Source organism: Sphingobium sp. RS1 (assembly GCF_056156825.1).
Genome location: NZ_JBLZXE010000001.1, coordinates 129,662 through 146,456, shown reverse-complemented (window position 1 = coordinate 146,456; position 16,795 = coordinate 129,662). Strand labels below are relative to the sequence as shown.

12 protein-coding genes and 1 pseudogene are annotated in these 16,795 nt (G+C 62.7%); 6 read left to right on the top strand and 7 right to left on the bottom strand.

The genetic code is table 11. The features are described from left to right. Positions 1 to 5: 5 nt before the first annotated feature. Both ACNHGR_RS00690 and ACNHGR_RS00685 read right to left on the bottom strand, forming a co-directional pair. Entirely contained in the window at positions 6 to 2,084 is a 2,079-nt protein-coding gene (locus ACNHGR_RS00690; protein WP_017183287.1) for a ParB/RepB/Spo0J family partition protein, read from the bottom strand. Positions 2,085 to 2,298: 214 nt separating this feature from the next. After that, positions 2,299 to 3,990, bottom strand: a complete 1,692-nt coding sequence (locus tag ACNHGR_RS00685) for a strawberry notch C-terminal domain-containing protein (RefSeq protein ID WP_349304025.1) — start codon at positions 3,988 to 3,990, stop codon at positions 2,299 to 2,301. A gap of 442 nt (positions 3,991 to 4,432) precedes the next feature. Here ACNHGR_RS00685 and ACNHGR_RS00680 point away from each other — a divergent pair, with 442 nt between their 5' ends. Next, entirely contained in the window at positions 4,433 to 5,038 is a 606-nt protein-coding gene (locus ACNHGR_RS00680) for a hypothetical protein (RefSeq protein WP_475283829.1), read from the top strand. Positions 5,039 to 5,070: 32 nt separating this feature from the next. Then, positions 5,071 to 6,153 carry an IS5 family transposase gene (locus tag ACNHGR_RS00675; RefSeq protein WP_031309815.1) on the top strand — a complete coding sequence of 361 codons (1,083 nt, stop codon included), beginning with the start codon at positions 5,071 to 5,073 and terminating at the stop codon, positions 6,151 to 6,153. 293 nt (positions 6,154 to 6,446) lie between these two features. On the opposite strand, the gene ACNHGR_RS00670 is transcribed toward ACNHGR_RS00675, so the two are convergent. Genes ACNHGR_RS00670 through ACNHGR_RS00660 form a run of 3 tightly spaced genes read right to left on the bottom strand, consistent with a single transcriptional unit; the run spans position 6,447 to position 9,567 of the window. Next, positions 6,447 to 7,451, bottom strand: coding sequence for a tyrosine-type recombinase/integrase (locus tag ACNHGR_RS00670; RefSeq protein WP_475283828.1), 1,005 nt, complete (start codon positions 7,449 to 7,451; stop codon positions 6,447 to 6,449). Then, the gene (locus ACNHGR_RS00665) at positions 7,448 to 8,362 is read right to left on the bottom strand and encodes a tyrosine-type recombinase/integrase (protein ID WP_475283827.1); all 915 of its coding nucleotides are present in this window, start codon (positions 8,360 to 8,362) and stop codon (positions 7,448 to 7,450) included. The genes ACNHGR_RS00670 and ACNHGR_RS00665 overlap by 4 nt, the downstream gene beginning before the upstream one ends. Further along, positions 8,359 to 9,567 (bottom strand): tyrosine-type recombinase/integrase, encoded by a 1,209-nt coding sequence (locus ACNHGR_RS00660; protein WP_475283826.1) that lies wholly within the window; start codon positions 9,565 to 9,567, stop codon positions 8,359 to 8,361. The genes ACNHGR_RS00665 and ACNHGR_RS00660 overlap by 4 nt, the downstream gene beginning before the upstream one ends. On the opposite strand from ACNHGR_RS00660, the gene ACNHGR_RS00655 reads away from it, so the two are divergent. Beyond that, positions 9,547 to 9,783 carry a hypothetical protein gene (locus ACNHGR_RS00655; RefSeq protein WP_475283825.1) on the top strand — a complete coding sequence of 79 codons (237 nt, stop codon included), beginning with the start codon at positions 9,547 to 9,549 and terminating at the stop codon, positions 9,781 to 9,783. The genes ACNHGR_RS00660 and ACNHGR_RS00655 overlap by 21 nt on opposite strands. A gap of 263 nt (positions 9,784 to 10,046) precedes the next feature. Here the strand turns inward: ACNHGR_RS00655 and ACNHGR_RS00650 are convergent. Next, positions 10,047 to 12,497: pseudogene (locus tag ACNHGR_RS00650) on the bottom strand (strawberry notch-like NTP hydrolase domain-containing protein); the annotation flags it as partial. Between the two features lie 327 nt (positions 12,498 to 12,824). Between ACNHGR_RS00650 and ACNHGR_RS00645 the strand changes: the two are divergent. After that, positions 12,825 to 13,091 carry a hypothetical protein gene (locus tag ACNHGR_RS00645; protein ID WP_017183335.1) on the top strand — a complete coding sequence of 89 codons (267 nt, stop codon included), beginning with the start codon at positions 12,825 to 12,827 and terminating at the stop codon, positions 13,089 to 13,091. A 40-nt stretch (positions 13,092 to 13,131) separates the two neighbouring features. Here ACNHGR_RS00645 and ACNHGR_RS00640 read toward each other — a convergent pair whose 3' ends face one another. Continuing rightward, positions 13,132 to 13,977, bottom strand: coding sequence for a DUF7146 domain-containing protein (locus ACNHGR_RS00640; RefSeq protein WP_026002420.1), 846 nt, complete (start codon positions 13,975 to 13,977; stop codon positions 13,132 to 13,134). 542 nt (positions 13,978 to 14,519) lie between these two features. On the opposite strand from ACNHGR_RS00640, the gene ACNHGR_RS00635 reads away from it, so the two are divergent. Both ACNHGR_RS00635 and ACNHGR_RS00630 read left to right on the top strand, forming a co-directional pair. Then, on the top strand, positions 14,520 to 15,716 hold the full coding sequence (locus ACNHGR_RS00635; protein ID WP_017183333.1) for an AAA family ATPase: 1,197 nt from the start codon (positions 14,520 to 14,522) through the stop codon (positions 15,714 to 15,716). Then, positions 15,713 to 16,780, top strand: a complete 1,068-nt coding sequence (locus ACNHGR_RS00630; RefSeq protein WP_017183332.1) for a ParB/RepB/Spo0J family partition protein — start codon at positions 15,713 to 15,715, stop codon at positions 16,778 to 16,780. The genes ACNHGR_RS00635 and ACNHGR_RS00630 overlap by 4 nt, the downstream gene beginning before the upstream one ends. Positions 16,781 to 16,795 lie beyond the last annotated feature (15 nt).

Sequence of the window (16,795 nt, the reverse complement as noted above, 5' to 3'; positions counted from 1 at the left end):
AGGCTTCAGGCCGCGAGCGCGCCTTGTTCGTCAGCGTGCGGTTCGAGCCCCGTTTCGCTCGCTTCAACCGCGTCGACGGTCTCGGCATCGTCCGGCTGTTCGCCGGCACCCTCCTCGAGGTCGAGATCGTCGACGTCCACCTGGTCGCGGAACCTCATCGCGTTCGGTACCCAAGCGAGCGCCGTATCCCGAACTTCCGGCTCGACGATCGCCTCACCTGCGAAGAGCTTCGCGCAGGACTGCGAGATCTCCGTCTTCTTCATGGTGGCGTGACGGGCGGTCAGCGCGGCGCCGCCGACTTCGGCGAGCAAGGTCAGGATCGAGCCCTTGCTGACGCGGTCGAAGAAGTTCTCCGAGGTCGGCCGCCACCAGCTTGCGACGTCGACTCCCATGATCGTCGCGAGACGGTTCTGAAGCGGGCACTGATCGGCACGGTAGCTCGGCGCTTCGAGCGACATCGCGACGATATAGGCGAGCCAAGCCGCCTTGCCGTCGTCGTCAAGCGCCCGGAACGCCTCGAACCGCTCGACTTCGCTGCTGTGCTCCGTCCAGACCGCGTCGAGCCCGTCATGGGCTTCGGCCAAATAGGCTCGGGCCCGCGTCGACGGCAGCTCGCCCGATACCGGATCCTGAGGGGAGCGGGCGCGAATGGTCGAGCCGTAGGCGGCGGAGCTGCTCATGCGGTCGTCGATCATGACGAACAGCGCATAGTCGAGCGCGAGCGCCGGATGGCTGAGCAGCGTCGCGGCCAAGACGTCGCGGCGCTGCATGGCGAGCTCATCGTAGAGGCGCGCGCTGAGCGGCTTGCCTCCGGGGGCCACGGCCTCGGGACGAGGGACTGGAGCGGCGCCTTCCCGGCCTCCCCCGGTGGGACGACCGATCGTGACGCTATCCTCGCCTTCCTTCGCCTCGTCCTCGGTGCCGCCGACCCGCACCGGCTCCTCGCTATAATATTCCGTGTCGAGTACCATTGCGCCCTTGGGCGTGAGCTTGAGGAAAGCGCCGACTTGCGGCCGCAGCTCATCGGGCAACGTGGGCGCCACGTTCCGGATCGCATAATCCTCGTCGGTGAGCGCGTCATATTCCTGGTCGAGGGCCTTGCAGGCATCCTCACCGATGGAATCGTCGGCCATCTCCTCGGAAATGGCCTGTTGCCGCGCCGAGATTTCTTCGAGCCGGGTCTCCTGCTCCTCGGTGAGTTCGGGTGCAGGCAGGATGACGCGATAAAGACCAGCGGCGGCGCTGTGCGTGAAGTTGGACGCGATCGGGCGGATCCATCCAAGGCCGAGTTCCTCGCCGACGCGCTTGGCTTCCGCCTCCATGATGTCCGCGGCGAGCCGCTGCGCGATCTCGGGATTGACCCACTTGTCGCCGCTGTCGCTGAAGAGATCGCGATCGACCTTGCCGCCGGCTTCCGCGTAGCGGTCTTCGCCCACCAGGATGGCGACGGGATCGGTCGAATTCATCGTCTCGTTGGCGATGACGCGGCGGATGGTGTCCGCGTTCGAATAGCTGCTGCCGTAGCTGCTCCAGACGAGGAGCTGTTTCTCCTGGTTCTCGGTCGATGCATAGGCCTTGGCGACGTCGAGCGTGATTGAGCCCTCGCTCAGCGCTTCGAAGATCGGCTCGGCCAGGGTCGCGAGGCGCAGGCGACCTTCGACGAACCGGCGGGTCAGGCCGAAGCGCTTGGCAACGCCGTCGATGTCGCCCTTGAGGCCGATGAAATACTGGAACGCGCGGCATTCCTCGGCCGGCGTCATCTTCAGCTGATGAAAGTTCGCCGCGGTCGAGGTCTCCGACAGCGTGGCTTCGTCGCCGACCAGGACCTTGACGGGAACATCGTAAGTCTCGGGGTCGATGACGCCGCGCTCGACGAGCATCCGCAGACCGCGCAAGCGGCGCCCGCCGTCGAACACCTCGAAGGTACCGCGCGGCTTCTTCAGCGGCGTGACCAGCAGGTTCTGCAGGACACCCCGCGCCTCGATATCGGCCGCCATCTGGGGGATTTCGAGCAGGTCGTCGGGCCGCTTGCGGACATTGATGGGCGAGAGCGTGAGCTTCGCGAGCTTAACGGAAGTGGTCATGGGAAGAGCTCCATCTGGCGTCCGGATCAGCCCGAACACCAGCTTCGCTTCCCCCTTCCCTCTCTCGAGCTTCAGGACTCCAACGACCCGGACACGGCCGGGAGCCGAGCGTCCGTTTGACGCTGATGCCAGGTACGACCAGACAAGGGCATCCCCCTAGCCAACTCGGATCGGCTCGACACCGTTCGTCGAGGATTCAAAGGGCGCGTAGTAGTCATCCGGGCTCGGCGAAAATCTGGGCCAGAAGCGTCTCAGCCGAGGCCATCGGCACGAAGATGCGGGTGCGGTACTGGATCACTTCGGTGAAGCAACCGATGGATTTGAGCCAGGCCAAGCGGTCATATGGGCAACCGACGAGCTCAATTCGCGGTGAACCGTTGACGACCGACCGCTTGATCGTGAGCGGAAACGGATGGGAGACGTCGATGCTGCGCCCGGCCGTCACCGCCCTGACCACGGCATCGGCCGGCAGTGTTTCGGACCGATCGATGCCCAGCTTGGTGAAAAGCTGGGGCACATGATCGTCGAACACCAGGCGCCCGAGCCAGGACCGCCCTTCCCCGTCGACGATGCGGTTGACTGCCATGTGATCGCTCGGCAGCGCCGACCAGATCGGCAGGAGCAGGCCCGTTGCGAGGCGGATGGTCTCACTGTCGACGGTCTCGCGTGCGATCTCGACTTCCGCTGACCATTCGGTGCAAAAGGCTTCGCGGTCGACCTCCTCCCAGGAGGATTCGTAGAGATCATCCTCGCGCATATATTCGTTGCGCGTCGGCCGCATCATCTCGACGCGCGGGATCGGCGTGCCCTCCTTCTCCTCCATGAGCGATCGCGCCCGCATCCGCAGCGCCGCCTTGCCCGACTTGCGGTTGATCATGAAGCCGGCGCTTCCGTCGCCATCGGCGATCCGCAGGATGCGCTCGAGCGAGACGGGATTTCGGCGCCGCGCGATCTCGATGGTGAGCAGATGCGAGGTGGCGCCGGTGCGCGCGTCTGTGCGCAACACCACGTCATCGATCAGCGTCGCCTTGTCGACCAGGATCGTTTCGACGCCGACATCGAGGCGCCCCGCTTCGCGCGCGGCAGACACGCGCGTTTCAATCAGGGAAAGGAACTCGTCGAAGATGCTGTTCTGGAGCGCGATCGGCAGCGCGAGGATGCGATTGAGCCAGCGCTGGATCGGTGGCATCTCGTCCTTGAGGACACCGTCCTCGTTGGCCAGTTCAAGGCCGGTGCGATGCTGGAAATCGTCGAGTGTGGTGCTGGAGAGCTTGCCCGCAGCCAGCAGGTCGAACCAGGAGAGAAGCGCGGCGCAGGCATATTCGCTTTCGAGGTTGTCGGCGGGATCGAACAGGCCCTGCCCGCCGGTCTGGCGCTGGCCGCGCGTGAGCGCCCCGAGGCTGTCGAGACGCCGTGCGATCGTACTGGTGAAGCGCAGCTCGCCCTTGCAGTCGGTGGTCACCGGGCGAAACAGCGGCGTGGTGGCCTGATGCGTGCGATGGGTCCGGCCTAGCCCCTGGATCGCGCGGTCGGCGCGCCAGCCCGGCTCCAGCAGCAGATGCACGCGCTGCTCCTGGTTCGCCACGTCGAGCGAGGCATGGTAGCTGCGCCCGGTGCCGCCGGCGTCGGAAAAGACGAGCATCCGCTTCTTGCCCGCCATGAACGCCGCGGCTTCGGCTTGGCTCGTGCGGGCCGACCGGTTCTCCAGTTTCTGCCGTCCATCGCTCGCGGTGATGAGCCTTTTGGTTCGGCCAGTGACCTCCGCGACATTGTCGTGCCCGAAATGCTCGAGCAGCGCGTCGAGCGCCGACTTGATTGGCGGCATCGCGCAGAGCTTCTCGATAAGCGCGTCGCGCGCTGCCTGCGCCTCGGGATTGTAGACCGGATGGCCGTCCTCACTCACCATCGGCAGCGATCGCGGCGTGCCGGTGTCGTCCTTGAAAACGCGCATCTGGCGGGTCGGAAAGGCGCGTTCGAGGTAGTCGATTATGTATTCTTTGCAGTCGAGATTTATGTCGAGCGGTTCGCGCGCAGGCGCGGATTTGCGGGATGAGGGCATCGATTCTACTCCAGATAATTAAAATGACCCCAGCCCCAACAAGCTGGAGGAACTGCTATGTTGCTTGGAGCGATCATTCGACGGGATGACAAATGCGCTCCTTGTTTTGTGACCCGACATGGGCTAGATATGCCTGAGCGCTTGCTGGCACAGCGCGGCTACGGCAGGCTCAGTGATGGGCTTCGAAGGGGTGATCCCAGCCAGAATTCATCGCAACGATCGATCCGTCGATATGCGGGAGTGAAGAGCCGTACGTGACTCCTGCATTGTACGACTGGAGGATTGTACGATGTCGCGTTCCAAGCGCCCCAAAACGTATGCCCAGGGAATTTTTTCGGAGCGTGCAGCGCAACTGGAGAAGGCTGTCTCCGAAGTTTTATCCCGTCCCGAATACCAAGACCTGTCGGCCCCTAAGTACACGTGGTATCGGAAGGCTATCGCGCAGGCTGCCGGTTATCGCAGCCTAGCGGCGGCAGAACGATCATTGAAAGAATCCACCGATAATGCGGGTGTTTTCTCGGGATTAAAGTGCGGGGATTTAAATTACGAGTCTCGTTTGAGCACTGTACTCTATGAATTGTACGGCGCGTCCTTTTCGGCGGCTGTTGCTACAGTACTCGACATGGGCAGCAGACTCGAAAGTGGTGGAAGGATATTGCCGACGATCACTGTGACAAGCCGCAACCCTAAAGGACTTTTCGGACCGGTGAGTTCAGCCAACTTTTCGCCATTTTCCCGGAACGAGAAAGCGACCACGGCGGGAGAGAGCCCGGAAGTGAGAGCGGACTTGGACGACTTCTTCATCAGGGTCGAAGGTAATCTCGAACCGAGAGAAACGGATTTATCAGCCAGTTGGACACCTCGAAAAACTCTGGCGTTTGATCGGCGGATTTGATTCACTTCGTCGGCGATGCGTAGGAGGCGATGATGGCAAGTCAGCCTGGTTTCTTCGATCTTTCGGACCGGTACGATGCGCTGAGCGCGGCGGGCGATCCGCTGGAGCGATTAGCGGCAGTTGTGGATTTCGAGGTTTTCCGTGGTCCGCTGGTGGCAGCGCTTCGTCGCTGCGTTCGCGGCAAGGGTGGGCGACCGCCCTTTGATCCGGTGCTGATGTTCAAGATTCTGGTTCTACAGGCGCTCTATTCGCTGTCGGACGAGGCCGCCGAGTTTCAGATCAAAGACCGGTTGTCATTCCAACGGTTCCTGGGCCTTGGGCTCGATGGCACCGTGCCGGATGCGACCACGGTGTGGCTGTTTCGGGAACGCCTGGTAAATGCCAAGGCCATAGACAAACTTTTCGCTCGCTTCGACGCTGCCCTCAAGGATCGGGGCTATCTCGCCATGGGCGGGCAAATCATCGACGCTACGGTCGTGCAGGCACCCAAACAGCGCAATACCGAAGCGGAGAAAGCAGCGATCAAGGAAGGCGGCGTGCCCGAGGGCTGGAAGCCGGCCAAGACCCGGCAAAAGGACCGTGATGCGCGCTGGTCGATCAAGTACAGCAAGGCCAAGATCAAAGAGGGCGCCGATCCCAAGGCGGCTAGGCCGGTCGATCTGGCCATCCCGATGTTCGGGTACAAGAATCATATCGGCATCGACAAAACCCATGGGCTGATCCGCACCTGGGATGCCAGCGCCGCCAATGCCCATGACGGCGCACGGCTGCCGGTTCTGATCAGTAAGGACAACACTGCCTCCGGCGTCTGGGCTGATACCGCCTATCGATCCAAGAAGAACGAGGCGTTCCTGGCCAGTGGCATGTTCACCAGCCACATTCACCAGCGGCGTAAACCGCGGCGAGCGTTGCCTGAGCGGATCGCCAAGGCCAATACCCGGCGTTCCAAGATCCGCGCCCAGGTCGAGCATGTGTTCGCCGGGCAAAAGAACCGCATGGGGCTGGTCGTGCGCACCATCGGCATCGCCCGCGCTACCATCAAGATCGGCATGGCCAACTTGGCCTATAACTTCCAGCGCTTGGCCTGGCTCGAAGGGCGAACTGCGCCTGCTTGATATGAACCAAGCGCCACCGACGGTAAATCCGGCCACTGCGGCACCGGCAATATCGAAATCACCGACAAATACGCTGCAACATCACTCCTTCCACGCCGCCTCAATCCGCACCGTCGACCCTACACGCAAATCCAGCGGTTCTTCGAGGTGTCCAGTTGGCGAGCGCCGTTTATGAAATCAAAGAAATATTAGGCAAGTTTTCTGCCTCATCAATGAATTGATAGATCGCCGAGTAGATGTGACAAATACAACTACTCGGCGATGGGTTTCTTGCTGAAATCGGAGTGCGATCATCAGCACCGTTTCCTGATATCGTTTAGCATCATGATCAGCGGATCAGCTGGGGGCCTGAACCGGCCTGGCTTGACCATCGGCGACCCGTGCGCGGCGAGAATCTGCAGCTTCTCTTCAGGATCGGCACGCAGATAGGCTTCCGTGCTCTGGATGCTGGCGTGGCCGAGCCAGAGCGCGACTTTGCGGATGTCGCCAGTCGCGGCGAGCGTGTGCATTGCGCAGGAATGCCTCAGCACATGGGGCGTGACCCGCTTGCGTAACAGCGATGGCTGCTTCTTCGCCGCCGTGGCGACATGCGTGGCCAGCCTGAACGCAAATCCATCGCGCGTCATTGGTTTACCCCCGGCGTTGAGGAATATCTCCATCGCTTGACATGCCGGCCTGACGGCGAGCCAAGCCCGCAATACTGCCTGCGTCTCGCGCCACAGGGGCAGGACACGCTCGCGTCGGCCCTTGCCAATGATGTGGACCGTTGCGAGCGAGCGTTCCGGAAAGTCCTGCATCTGTAGCGACAGCAACTCGGCGACCCGCAGACCGCCGGCGTAGGCGAGGTGCAACATGGCGCGATCCCGGGTGCCCAGGCGAGACCGGGGATCGGGTGCATCGAGCACCGCGGTGATCTCGTCCCGTGTCAGATAATCGATCAGGGTCGTGTCGGTTCGCTTTGTCGGCACGGCGCGAACACGCAGCGCGAGATCAAGGCAGGCTGGGACGCGATACTCGATGTAACGGAAGAACGCCCGGATCGCCGCAAGCCGAGCGTTGCGGGTTCTGGGGCTGTTTTTACGTGCATCCTCTGCGTGGTCGAGGAACGCCATGATAAGCTCGGGATCGAAATCCTCGATCGCCAGGTCGGTAGGTCGCCGCTTAAGGTGGTCGGCTGCGAACCGGACCAGAAGCGCGAAGCAGTTGGCATAGGTCGTAACCGTATGCCGGCTGACATTGCGCTCCTTGGGAAGATGATCACGCAGGAACGCGGCGAGATGGGGGGCGAGCGCGGTCATGCTGCATCTCCCAGGAAAAGCTGCTCACCTGCGACGGCGATGTCGCGAAGGAGGACAGGCGTTGCTTCGAGATACCAGTATGTGTTGGCCACATCGGTATGGCCCAAGTAGGTGCTGAGCGCCGCCATATGATGCCGGATCGCCTCCCGATCGCGCGGGCAGGACTCCAGTGACCTAACGGCGAAGGTGTGCCTCAGGTCGTGGACGCGAATGCCCGGCGTTCCGGTCGGCCCGCGGAAACCCAGCTCGCGAGCCAATCTGACGAAGACGATGTGAACGACGGTCTGGCGCGGCGCGCAGCCTCTCGTGGTAACGAACAGATCATCGCCACGGGCGTTCAGCCTTCCGCGGATGTCCAGATACGTGTCCAGAGCCTCCCGGGTCGATGACTGGATCGGCAAGAGGCGTTGCTTGCCGAACTTGCCGTTGCGGATGATGAGGCCATCGCTGACCACATCGTCGCGTTGGAGTGCGAGCGCCTCGGATATCCGCAGACCCGTCGTCGCCAGCAGGCCGAACAGGTAGTGGTAGGTATGCGGGCTGATCTTGCCTTTGGGCGGAAGATCAAGGGCAGCCTGCATGATCGCTCTGAGTTGCTCGGCCTCGATGATATGTGGCGTCGGACGGCGTCGCTTCCCTCTCCCGAAGACGCCTGCTGGCGGCACTTGGTGCTGCCGATCCTCGGCATGGGCATAGAGACAGAAGCGGCGCAGATGATCGAACCTGTCCCTCGCCACGTTCTGGGAGCTGGCTGACCGGCACCAATCGTAGAGCCGCTCGACTGTGACGTGCCGATCGCCAAAACCGTGAGCATAGTTGGCGAAGAGTCGGAGGAACCGCTCCTGGACGTCAAACTTGCGGCCGAAACTGCGATGCAATGCGACATACCGCTCGATCTGCGTGTTCATCATGCCGCGTCTCCCGGCCAATCCTGGGCGACCTTGAGCAGCATCGGGACGTCGACCTTGGCGTAGATGGCGGTGGTCGCCGGGGAACGGTGGCGCAGGATCGTGCCGACCGACTCAAGGCCGGCGCCGGCGCGCAGCATCCGTGTTGCCAGCGAATGCCGGAAGGCGTGGGCGCCCGTCGGCACGCCCTCGATGGCGCCCCGATCGAATACACGCGATACGATGCCGGCGATCTCGGCCGACGAACTGAACGGCCGGAAAGGAGGTTGCACCCGAATGAACAACCGCTCCTCGTCGATCGGCGGACGAGCCCGCTCAAGATAGTCGAGGATCGCATCCCCGGCATCCTGTGGCAGCGGTAGGCGGTCGGGCCGTCTGCTCTTCCCACTCACCCGAAGATATCCGTCGTTCCAGTCGATATCGGTCAAGCGCAACTGGCAGATATCGCCAGCCCGCAATCCGAGCCTGGCCAGCAGCAAGATGATGGCCTTGTCGCGGATCTCCACCGCGGTATCGGTCTGGCAGGACGCAATGATCTTCTCGACCGTCGCATCATCCATGTAGCGTGGCAGGGTGCCGAGCCGATAGCGCCTGATGGGCGGAAAGGCATGCTGGAGCGCCGGCTCGCACTCGCCGCGCGAAATGAGGAAACGCACGTAGCTCCGCATGATGCCTGCAATGGTCGAGGCGGAACCCGGCGCCTCGGCAATGCGATGGCTGACGATCCGTCTGATGATGCCCGCGTCCAGTTCCGAAGGCCTGGTCAGTTCCGGAAGCCAGTGCTTCACCTCTCCGCAGTAGCGCCGGATCGTCTCGGCAGAGCTGCCGCAATGGGCCTTCAGCCATGTCTTGTAGGCGGCCAGATTATCATCCTGGTGATCCCGGTAATCGAGTTGCGAGAGAATGTTCCGATCGCGAAGAAACCCAAGGAAGCGCCGGGCTCCTTTGCTGCGGCGAAGCGGCCCATGGTGACCGACGAGCGTCCCGCGCTTGCGGTAAACCGGGCATCGACAATCGTGGCCGGCATACTGGGCAACATGTTCGTCTCTGACATCTTCCCAGCGCAGGCGGATGACCCGGACCCAGGCGGCAAAGTGCGCCGCCTCCGATCGATAACTCTTGATGCTCGCAGCGCTGTAATGCTCCTGCACGAGGAATGTCGCGAAATCCGCCAACAACGTGTCCAGATGATCGATATCATCGGGCACGGCGACGATGCCCTGATCCTCCAGGAAGCGAACGAAGCGGCGGACCTTGCTGGTGAAGGTCGGCCGGTTGGGCTTGTGACGGGAAAACCCCTGACAGCGACAGCGATGCTTCTCGAAACGTCGGACGACAGCGTCATCGACCGTGGTCACCGCGATGCCCTGCTGCTCGATCCAGAACAGGAAATGGCGAGCGGCCGCTTTGTAAAGCGCTGCTGATCCCGCCGCACTCCCCAGAAGAGAAGAGTGGAAGGCGGTGGATAGAGCATCTGAGGTGGGAGCGTCCCCCGTCCAGGGTTTGGGCCGTCCGTATGAAACGACCGTCTTTGGCAACGTCATAGTTCCTCCAGCTTGTTGGGGCTGGGGTCATTTTAATTATCTGGAGTAGAATCGATGCCCTCATCCCGCAAATCCGCGCCTGCGCGCGAACCGCTCGACATAAATCTCGACTGCAAAGAATTCCTCTTATCTGGATCTCCGGATAACACGATCTCCCGAGGACTCAGATCAATTTCCAAGTTCGCGCGCTCATCCGGCGAGAGCTCGCCCAGCCGCCGGTCGAGGATCGATTCCGCGGTCGTCACCAGCTGGAGAACGACCGATTGTCCACCGGCCAGGTGCGCCTTCACCGCAGCGATCACGGTCGGAAGCTTCATGCTGAGGAGAAGCTGGCCGAAGAAGCGCTGCTTGGTGGATTCGAAGCGAGATCGCGCCGACGCCTTGGCCCCGCTGTTGAGGGTCGCATTTTCGATCCCGTCGACCACGGCCGTCAGTTCGAGCGCATGTTCCATGTTGCGGTGAATGATGCCCCAGGCGTCGGCATAGGCATCGTAGATCGCGATCTGCTCGGAACTGAGCTCGTGGCGCAGAATCTCATATTCGACGCCGGCGAAGCTGAGCGCCCTCGCCGTGTAGAGTCCGAGCGCCTTGAGGTCGCGCGCGACCAGCTCCATCGCCGCAATGCCACCCTTGCGGATGCCCGAGATGAACTGCTCGCGATTGCTGAAGGCCGTTTCCGGGCCCCAGAGGCCCAGCCGCACCGCATAGGCGAGATTGTTGACGTCGGACGCCCCCGTCGCCGACGCATAGAGGACGCGCGCGCCGGGAAGATGGTTCTGGAGCAGCACGCCGCAGATTCCCTGCTGCGAGCCTTCCTTCTTGCCCAGCGCGCCCTCGCCACCGGCGACCCCGCCCATCTCATGGGCTTCGTCGAAGCCGATCACGCCCTCGAAGTCCTCTCCCGCCCAGTCGATGATCTGCTGCAGCCGGCTATGATCGCCACGCGCCGAGCGGAGCGTCGGGTAGGTGACGAAGAGCACGCCCTGTTCGAGCGGGATCGCCTGATCGATCTTCCAGTTGGCGAGAGGCTGGATGTCGGCGGCGAGGCCGCCCAGCGCGGTCCAGTCGCGGCGCGCGTCTTCGAGCAGCGCCTCGTTCTTCGAGATCCAGATGTTGCGCCGGCGTCCGGCGAGCCAGCTGTCGAGAATACAGGCCGCGACCTGCCGCCCCTTCCCCGCCCCGGTGCCATCACCCAGGAAATAACCTTTGCGATAGGCGCGGCCGTCCTCGGCATCTTCGAGCCCGACGCCCTCTTTGGCGGGCCTGAACTTGCCCGGCAGGAACTGATCCCAGGCGTGGCCGGCATAGACCACGGTCTCAAGCTGCGAGGCTGAGAGCAGGCGCTCCGATACGGTTCGTTCGGGAAGATTGGGGACATAGGCCGGGATAGGTGCCGCGATCGAGCCCATCGCGACGGATTCGACCAGCGCGGTCGGATGCTCGCCGGCGGCATCGAAAGCGATGCGGCTCGGACGATAGGGAAGATAGACGCCCACCTGTTCGAGCAGCGGCGCAGGCGTGTCGAGCGGCATATAGTCGACCGGCAGCACGTTGTTGCGCACGGGAGCATGATACGGACGGGGCTGAGCGCGGCCGCTTTTCATCGCTCGGAACAGCGAAGGACTGCTCGACCGCTTTGGTGCCGGTGCCGAGGGTGCGCCAAGGGGCCCGCGTTCGTGGATGGTGAGAGCGCTGATGAGCTCGCGGATGGAGCTGCGCTGGATCGTTGCGGGGATGGCTGTGCCGGGCATCTTGTCGATGACAAAGAGCCTGACGGCGATCGACGTGCCATGCTTGAGATAGCATTTCTCGAGACGCACGGATGTCCGGACGCTGACGTCGCGCAATGTCGTCTCGAAGAGATCGCGCATCCGCGCATTGGGCCCGAACCAGTCGGGCATGATCGCGACCAGCCGTCCGCCGATCTGCAGCCGCCGCAGCGCCGCCTGGAGATGGCGCACCGCGGCGTGGGCGTCCGCGCCCAGTCCTACCGAGCGGGAAAAGGGCGGGTTCATCAGGATGAGGTTGGGGCGCGGCGCATCGGCGAGGGTCGAGTTGATCGTGGCGCCGTCATGTCCGGTGACGACCGCGTCGGGAAAGACGTCGGCGAGCCGCGCGCGGCGGGCGGGCGCATATTCGTTGAGCTGGAGCGCGGAGAAGTCGCGGCAGTGTGCTACGAGGAGACCGTTGCCGGCGCTGGGTTCGAGAATGACATCGCCGGTCTGGACATTGGCGAGCAGGACCGCGACCGCGGCGAGATCGACGGGCGTCGAGAATTGCTGCCATTCGATCTGGTCCTCGCTGCGCACGGTCTGGGTGGGCAACCGGTCGAGCAGGTCGCACGCCGCCGCGACATCGCTCAGCGAGCCGAGCGGATAGGGCCTGAATTGGAGGTAATGCGCGAGAACGTGCTCCAGGATTTCGAAGCTGTCGCGCTGGGTCCAGAGGCCATCGGCATCCGTTCCGCCATAGCCCTCGACCATCGCGGCGTTGAGGTCGGCGCGGGTGATCGGCTCGGTCGAACGCAGACGATCGACGAGAATCGTGGCCGCGCGGCGCTCGGCCGCGGTGGTGGTATCGAAGAGATCGGACATGGTGGGGTCTCCGGACTGGCTGCCCCATCGGCAGCATCAATCCTTCGCTCCCCCTTCCCTTTGACTTCTCCGCCGCGGTGCCCGACCGCGCCGGCTGCACCCATAGGGTGGCAGACGCCCTGCCGAACAGCGCGCCGCGTCAAGGTTATTGATGTTTCAAACATCAAAACTCGCATCTTAACGATGCAGGCAAGCGTTTCGTATAAGGATAGGGCCAAACGATGGATCATGCCGATCGGACGGCAGTCCTGTGGGAGTTCGCCTTGCCTGGCCGGTTCGCGTCACCGTTCGATCCCCAATCTCTCGATAAAGAGGAGCGGAGCAGCGATGACACCGACACGCGCGCTCCGCGTGCTGGTGTCGGGATCCTACGCCGGCTGCGCTGGCCACGTCGATCGGGCGGGCGCCGCGCGGCCTGATGAGCACACCATCACACGCCTGCATTCCCACGCGTTCCGCAAGAAGGTAATCATGGTCATTTTCGCGATCATCGTCGTCTCGATCCTGCTGCTGATCCTGTGTTTCGCGGTCACTGTCGCTGGGGGACGCGCGCATGACCGGCAAAACGCGCGCCGGAAAAACGATGACAGATAGCGGCAGCCTGCTTGCCAACCGGGCATTCGTTCAGAGCGCGTTAGAGGGATGTGCTCAGCTCGAGTACGCGTGCCCAATCCTTGATGCGGGGCGGCGGCGGCATCCGCTCGATCACGAGACCGGCCCTTGCATAGGCGTCTTCGGCAAGATCGGCGGCTCGGCGACCCTCAGCATCATTGTCCTGCGCAAGAACGAGCGTGGTGACGTGCTCCGGTAGCAGGATCTGGTTGAGGCGCCGCGCGCCAAGGCTCGCCCAGCAGGGAATCGCATTGAGCAGCGTGAATGCGCGTGCGGTCTCGAACCCTTCGGCGAGCGCAAGCCTGCCCTCCTGGGTCCCGCCGCATTGCCATGCCCCCCGCAGCGGCCTGCCGAGCATCAACTTCATGCGGTAGCGCGCCGTTTCCGGAACGAGGAAGATCCGCTGCACCGCCGTAAGCGTCCGACCTTCCCGCACGGCCACGAGTAGGGCTGGATGATAGGTGGTCCAGGGACGCGGTCGATAAGGGCAGCGCGGATGGAAACGCAGGTCGCCAGGGATCGGCAGCAAGATACGGCCGCTCAGATAGCGCTCGGCCAGGGTTCCTTCGACCGGCAAGGCTTCGTCCCAGAGACGTAGCGCATTGCCCGCGACCGTGGTCGGCGTGTCGGTGTAGGCGAAACGGCGGCTGATCGGTATCCGGCGCAGCTCGCGAAGCACGTCCTCCCGGCTGCAGCCAGCAAAGCAGGTCACCAGGATTCCCCGATCCCCCTGCCTGATCGACAGGCTTGGTTCCCGGTCGGCATGGGCGGGGCAAAGGCACATGGCAGTACGACCGTGCCAGCTGCCTCCGAGGCTGCCGACGAGATCGATGAGGTCTTGGGTTGGTCGTATCGCGGTGAGAGCCATTGATCAGCTCCTTTCACCAGCGGGTCTCCCCCTCCCCTTTTTCAGAGCGCCAAAGATCGCACATGGGCAGCATTGAGGATGGTGGAATGTCGGAACGCCAGGCTCTTGGGCGAAAAAGGCGCTCAACCATCGAACCACGCTCCTCAATTCATGTCGTGCGTGCAAGGATCAGGCGTTTCCCCACGGTGAGTCGCAAGACATCGATTTGCGCGTCTTGGGCCTGCGCGATTCGGACGAGGTTCGTGATTGGGATCGCTGGTGGCTGCGGTCTTCTTTGGATAGGGGCTCGCGGAAATCTATACGCCGCGCCGCATGGCATTTGTGAGTATTGCCTGCCGTGTGTAGATTTTTGGGGTTATTTCGGCTGCTGGACGCGTCCTGAAAGACTCAGCCGTTCTCGGGTCTGTACCGGCTCGTTGACCCGCAATGGCACCAATTTGACTAACCACCCTCAATTTGGCATAGTTGTCCCGAATTATGGTCATTTCAGGGTCCGTTTTCACGAACCCCTGCCAAATATTGCTGAGAAGGGGGACATCACGATGCTTTCGGGTCAGATTCTCGACGCGATGATCACCTCGTGCGAGAATGCCAAAAGCGTGCTTCGCCAGGCGGCGATCGACCCCTCCGACCGGAAGACCTTGAACATCTCCATGGGCGCTACGGTCGCCGCGGAATTTCTCGGCCGCACGCCTGAGGCGTTGTCCAAAGCGGAAGCGCGCGGGCGGCTTCCCGCGCCCAAGACGGCGGCCAATGGACGCCGTTTCTATACCGTTGAGGACCTGATCGCGATTCGCGAGGCCCTGGGTATCAAAATGGGCAAATTGCCCGAGGAACGGGCGGTCGTGCTCGCCACGCAGAACTTCAAGGGCGGGGTCAGCAAGACCACGACCGCCAAGCATCTTGCGGATTATCTCGGTCTGCGCGGATACCGCGTCCTAGTGGTCGACTGCGATCCGCAGGCCTCCATGAGCGTGATGTTCGACGTCAATCTCGAAGCGCTGGTCGACGAAACGCACACGCTATCAAACTTCCTGTCGCCGCGCATCGACGAGGCCGATTCGCTCCGCAAGACGATCCAGAGGACCTGCTGGCCGAATATCGACATCTGCCCGGCGAACCTCGGATTGCAGGATACCGAGTGGGAGTTGACGGCGACGATCGAGGAGGGTCCGACGGCCATCGCCGGGGCTTTCCGGATGCTGCGGATCGGGCTGGAAGAGGTTCGCTACGACTATGACGTCGTCATTCTCGATCCGCCCCCGGCAATGGGGTTCCTCGGCGTCAACACGCTGACCGCGGCTGATGGCTTGTTGATTCCCGTTCCCGCGAGGCAGCTCGACTATCTGTCGACCATTCATTTCATGCAGACCTGCCGTGAGGCCATGGAACTGGTGTCGAAGTTCGATTCTTCGATCGACTACGGGTTCATCCGGATCGTCTGCACCATGTTCCAGCCCAGTCGCACCAATGAAGCGCAGATGTTGCAGGTCATGGAAAAGACCTATGCCGGGCAGATGCTCTCGACACCGATCCTCCTCTCCGAAGAGGTCAAGAACGCCGGGCTCTCAATGTCGTCGATCTACGAGATAAACAAGCCCTATGGCTCGCACCAGACCTACACGCGTTGTCGGGACAACCTGAACATGGTGTTCCGGGAGATTGAGAAGGATATCTGCAAGCAGTGGCCGTCCCGGATGGCGCAGCTTGGCACCGATCGGCTGACGGAGGCGGCATGAGCAGCGCGGGCGGCAAGCGACGGAGTCTCCTGACAAACGCCATCGAGAGCATCGGCACGACGCCGGTGCCAACCCCGATTGCGAAAGACGATGGCCAGGACCTCGCGGTCCAGGAATTGCCGGGCGAGGAGCCCGCTGCCCCGTCCTTCTTGGAGCGGCGCGGCATCGCGTTCGATGAGATCGCCCGCACCGTCAAACGGCCCACGATTCGCCTGAAGCCCTCGGAATGCTCGATCTGGCGCGGCAACGCGCGCGATTACGCGGCGCTCAGCTACGATCGTTGTTCCTCGTTGATCGAATCCATTCGGGAAGAAGGCACGAACCGCGAGCCGGTGGTCGTTCGCCGGACTCCCAATAGCGATCGGCCCTACGAGCTCATCGTCGGAACGAGGCGCCATTTCTGCGTGTCCTGGCTCCACGCCAACAACCACTCGGAAATCGAGTTGGTGGCGCGGATCGAAACGCTCGACGACGAAGGTGCCTTCCGGCTAGCGGACCTTGAAAACCGCGAACGGGAGGATGTCACCGATCTCGAACGCGCGCGCAACTACCGTCATGCCGTCGATGCCTATTATGGCGGTGTCCGGACGCAGATGGCTGACCGGCTCGCGATCCCCAAGCAGAACCTTCACAACCTCCTGCAGCTCTCGGAGCTCCCGGACGAAGTCGTTTCCGCCTTTGCTGATCCAGGCGATATCAAGGTTCGTCACGGCATGCGCCTGGCGCCTCTGCTGAAGGACGAGCGGCATCGCGATGGCATCGTTGCAGCGGCGATCGAGATCGCGGCTGAGCAGGCCGCCTTGCGTAATGCCGGTGCCGACCGGATCGAAGGCAGCAAAGTGTGCGAACGCCTTGCCGGCGCAGCGCAGCCGACCAAGGCGCAACCGGCTCGCAGGGCAAAGGCGGCTCTGACGATGGCCGGCGGTGCGCAGATCGGGCAGATCCTCGTCGACACCAGGGCCAAGGGGATTACGGTCAATATCAATCCGCGCGGCGCGGCCTCGATCGATGAGATCCTCGAGACCCTGCGGCCGGTTTTGGAAGCTGCGAAATTCACTCGGTGACGACGGACGGATTTA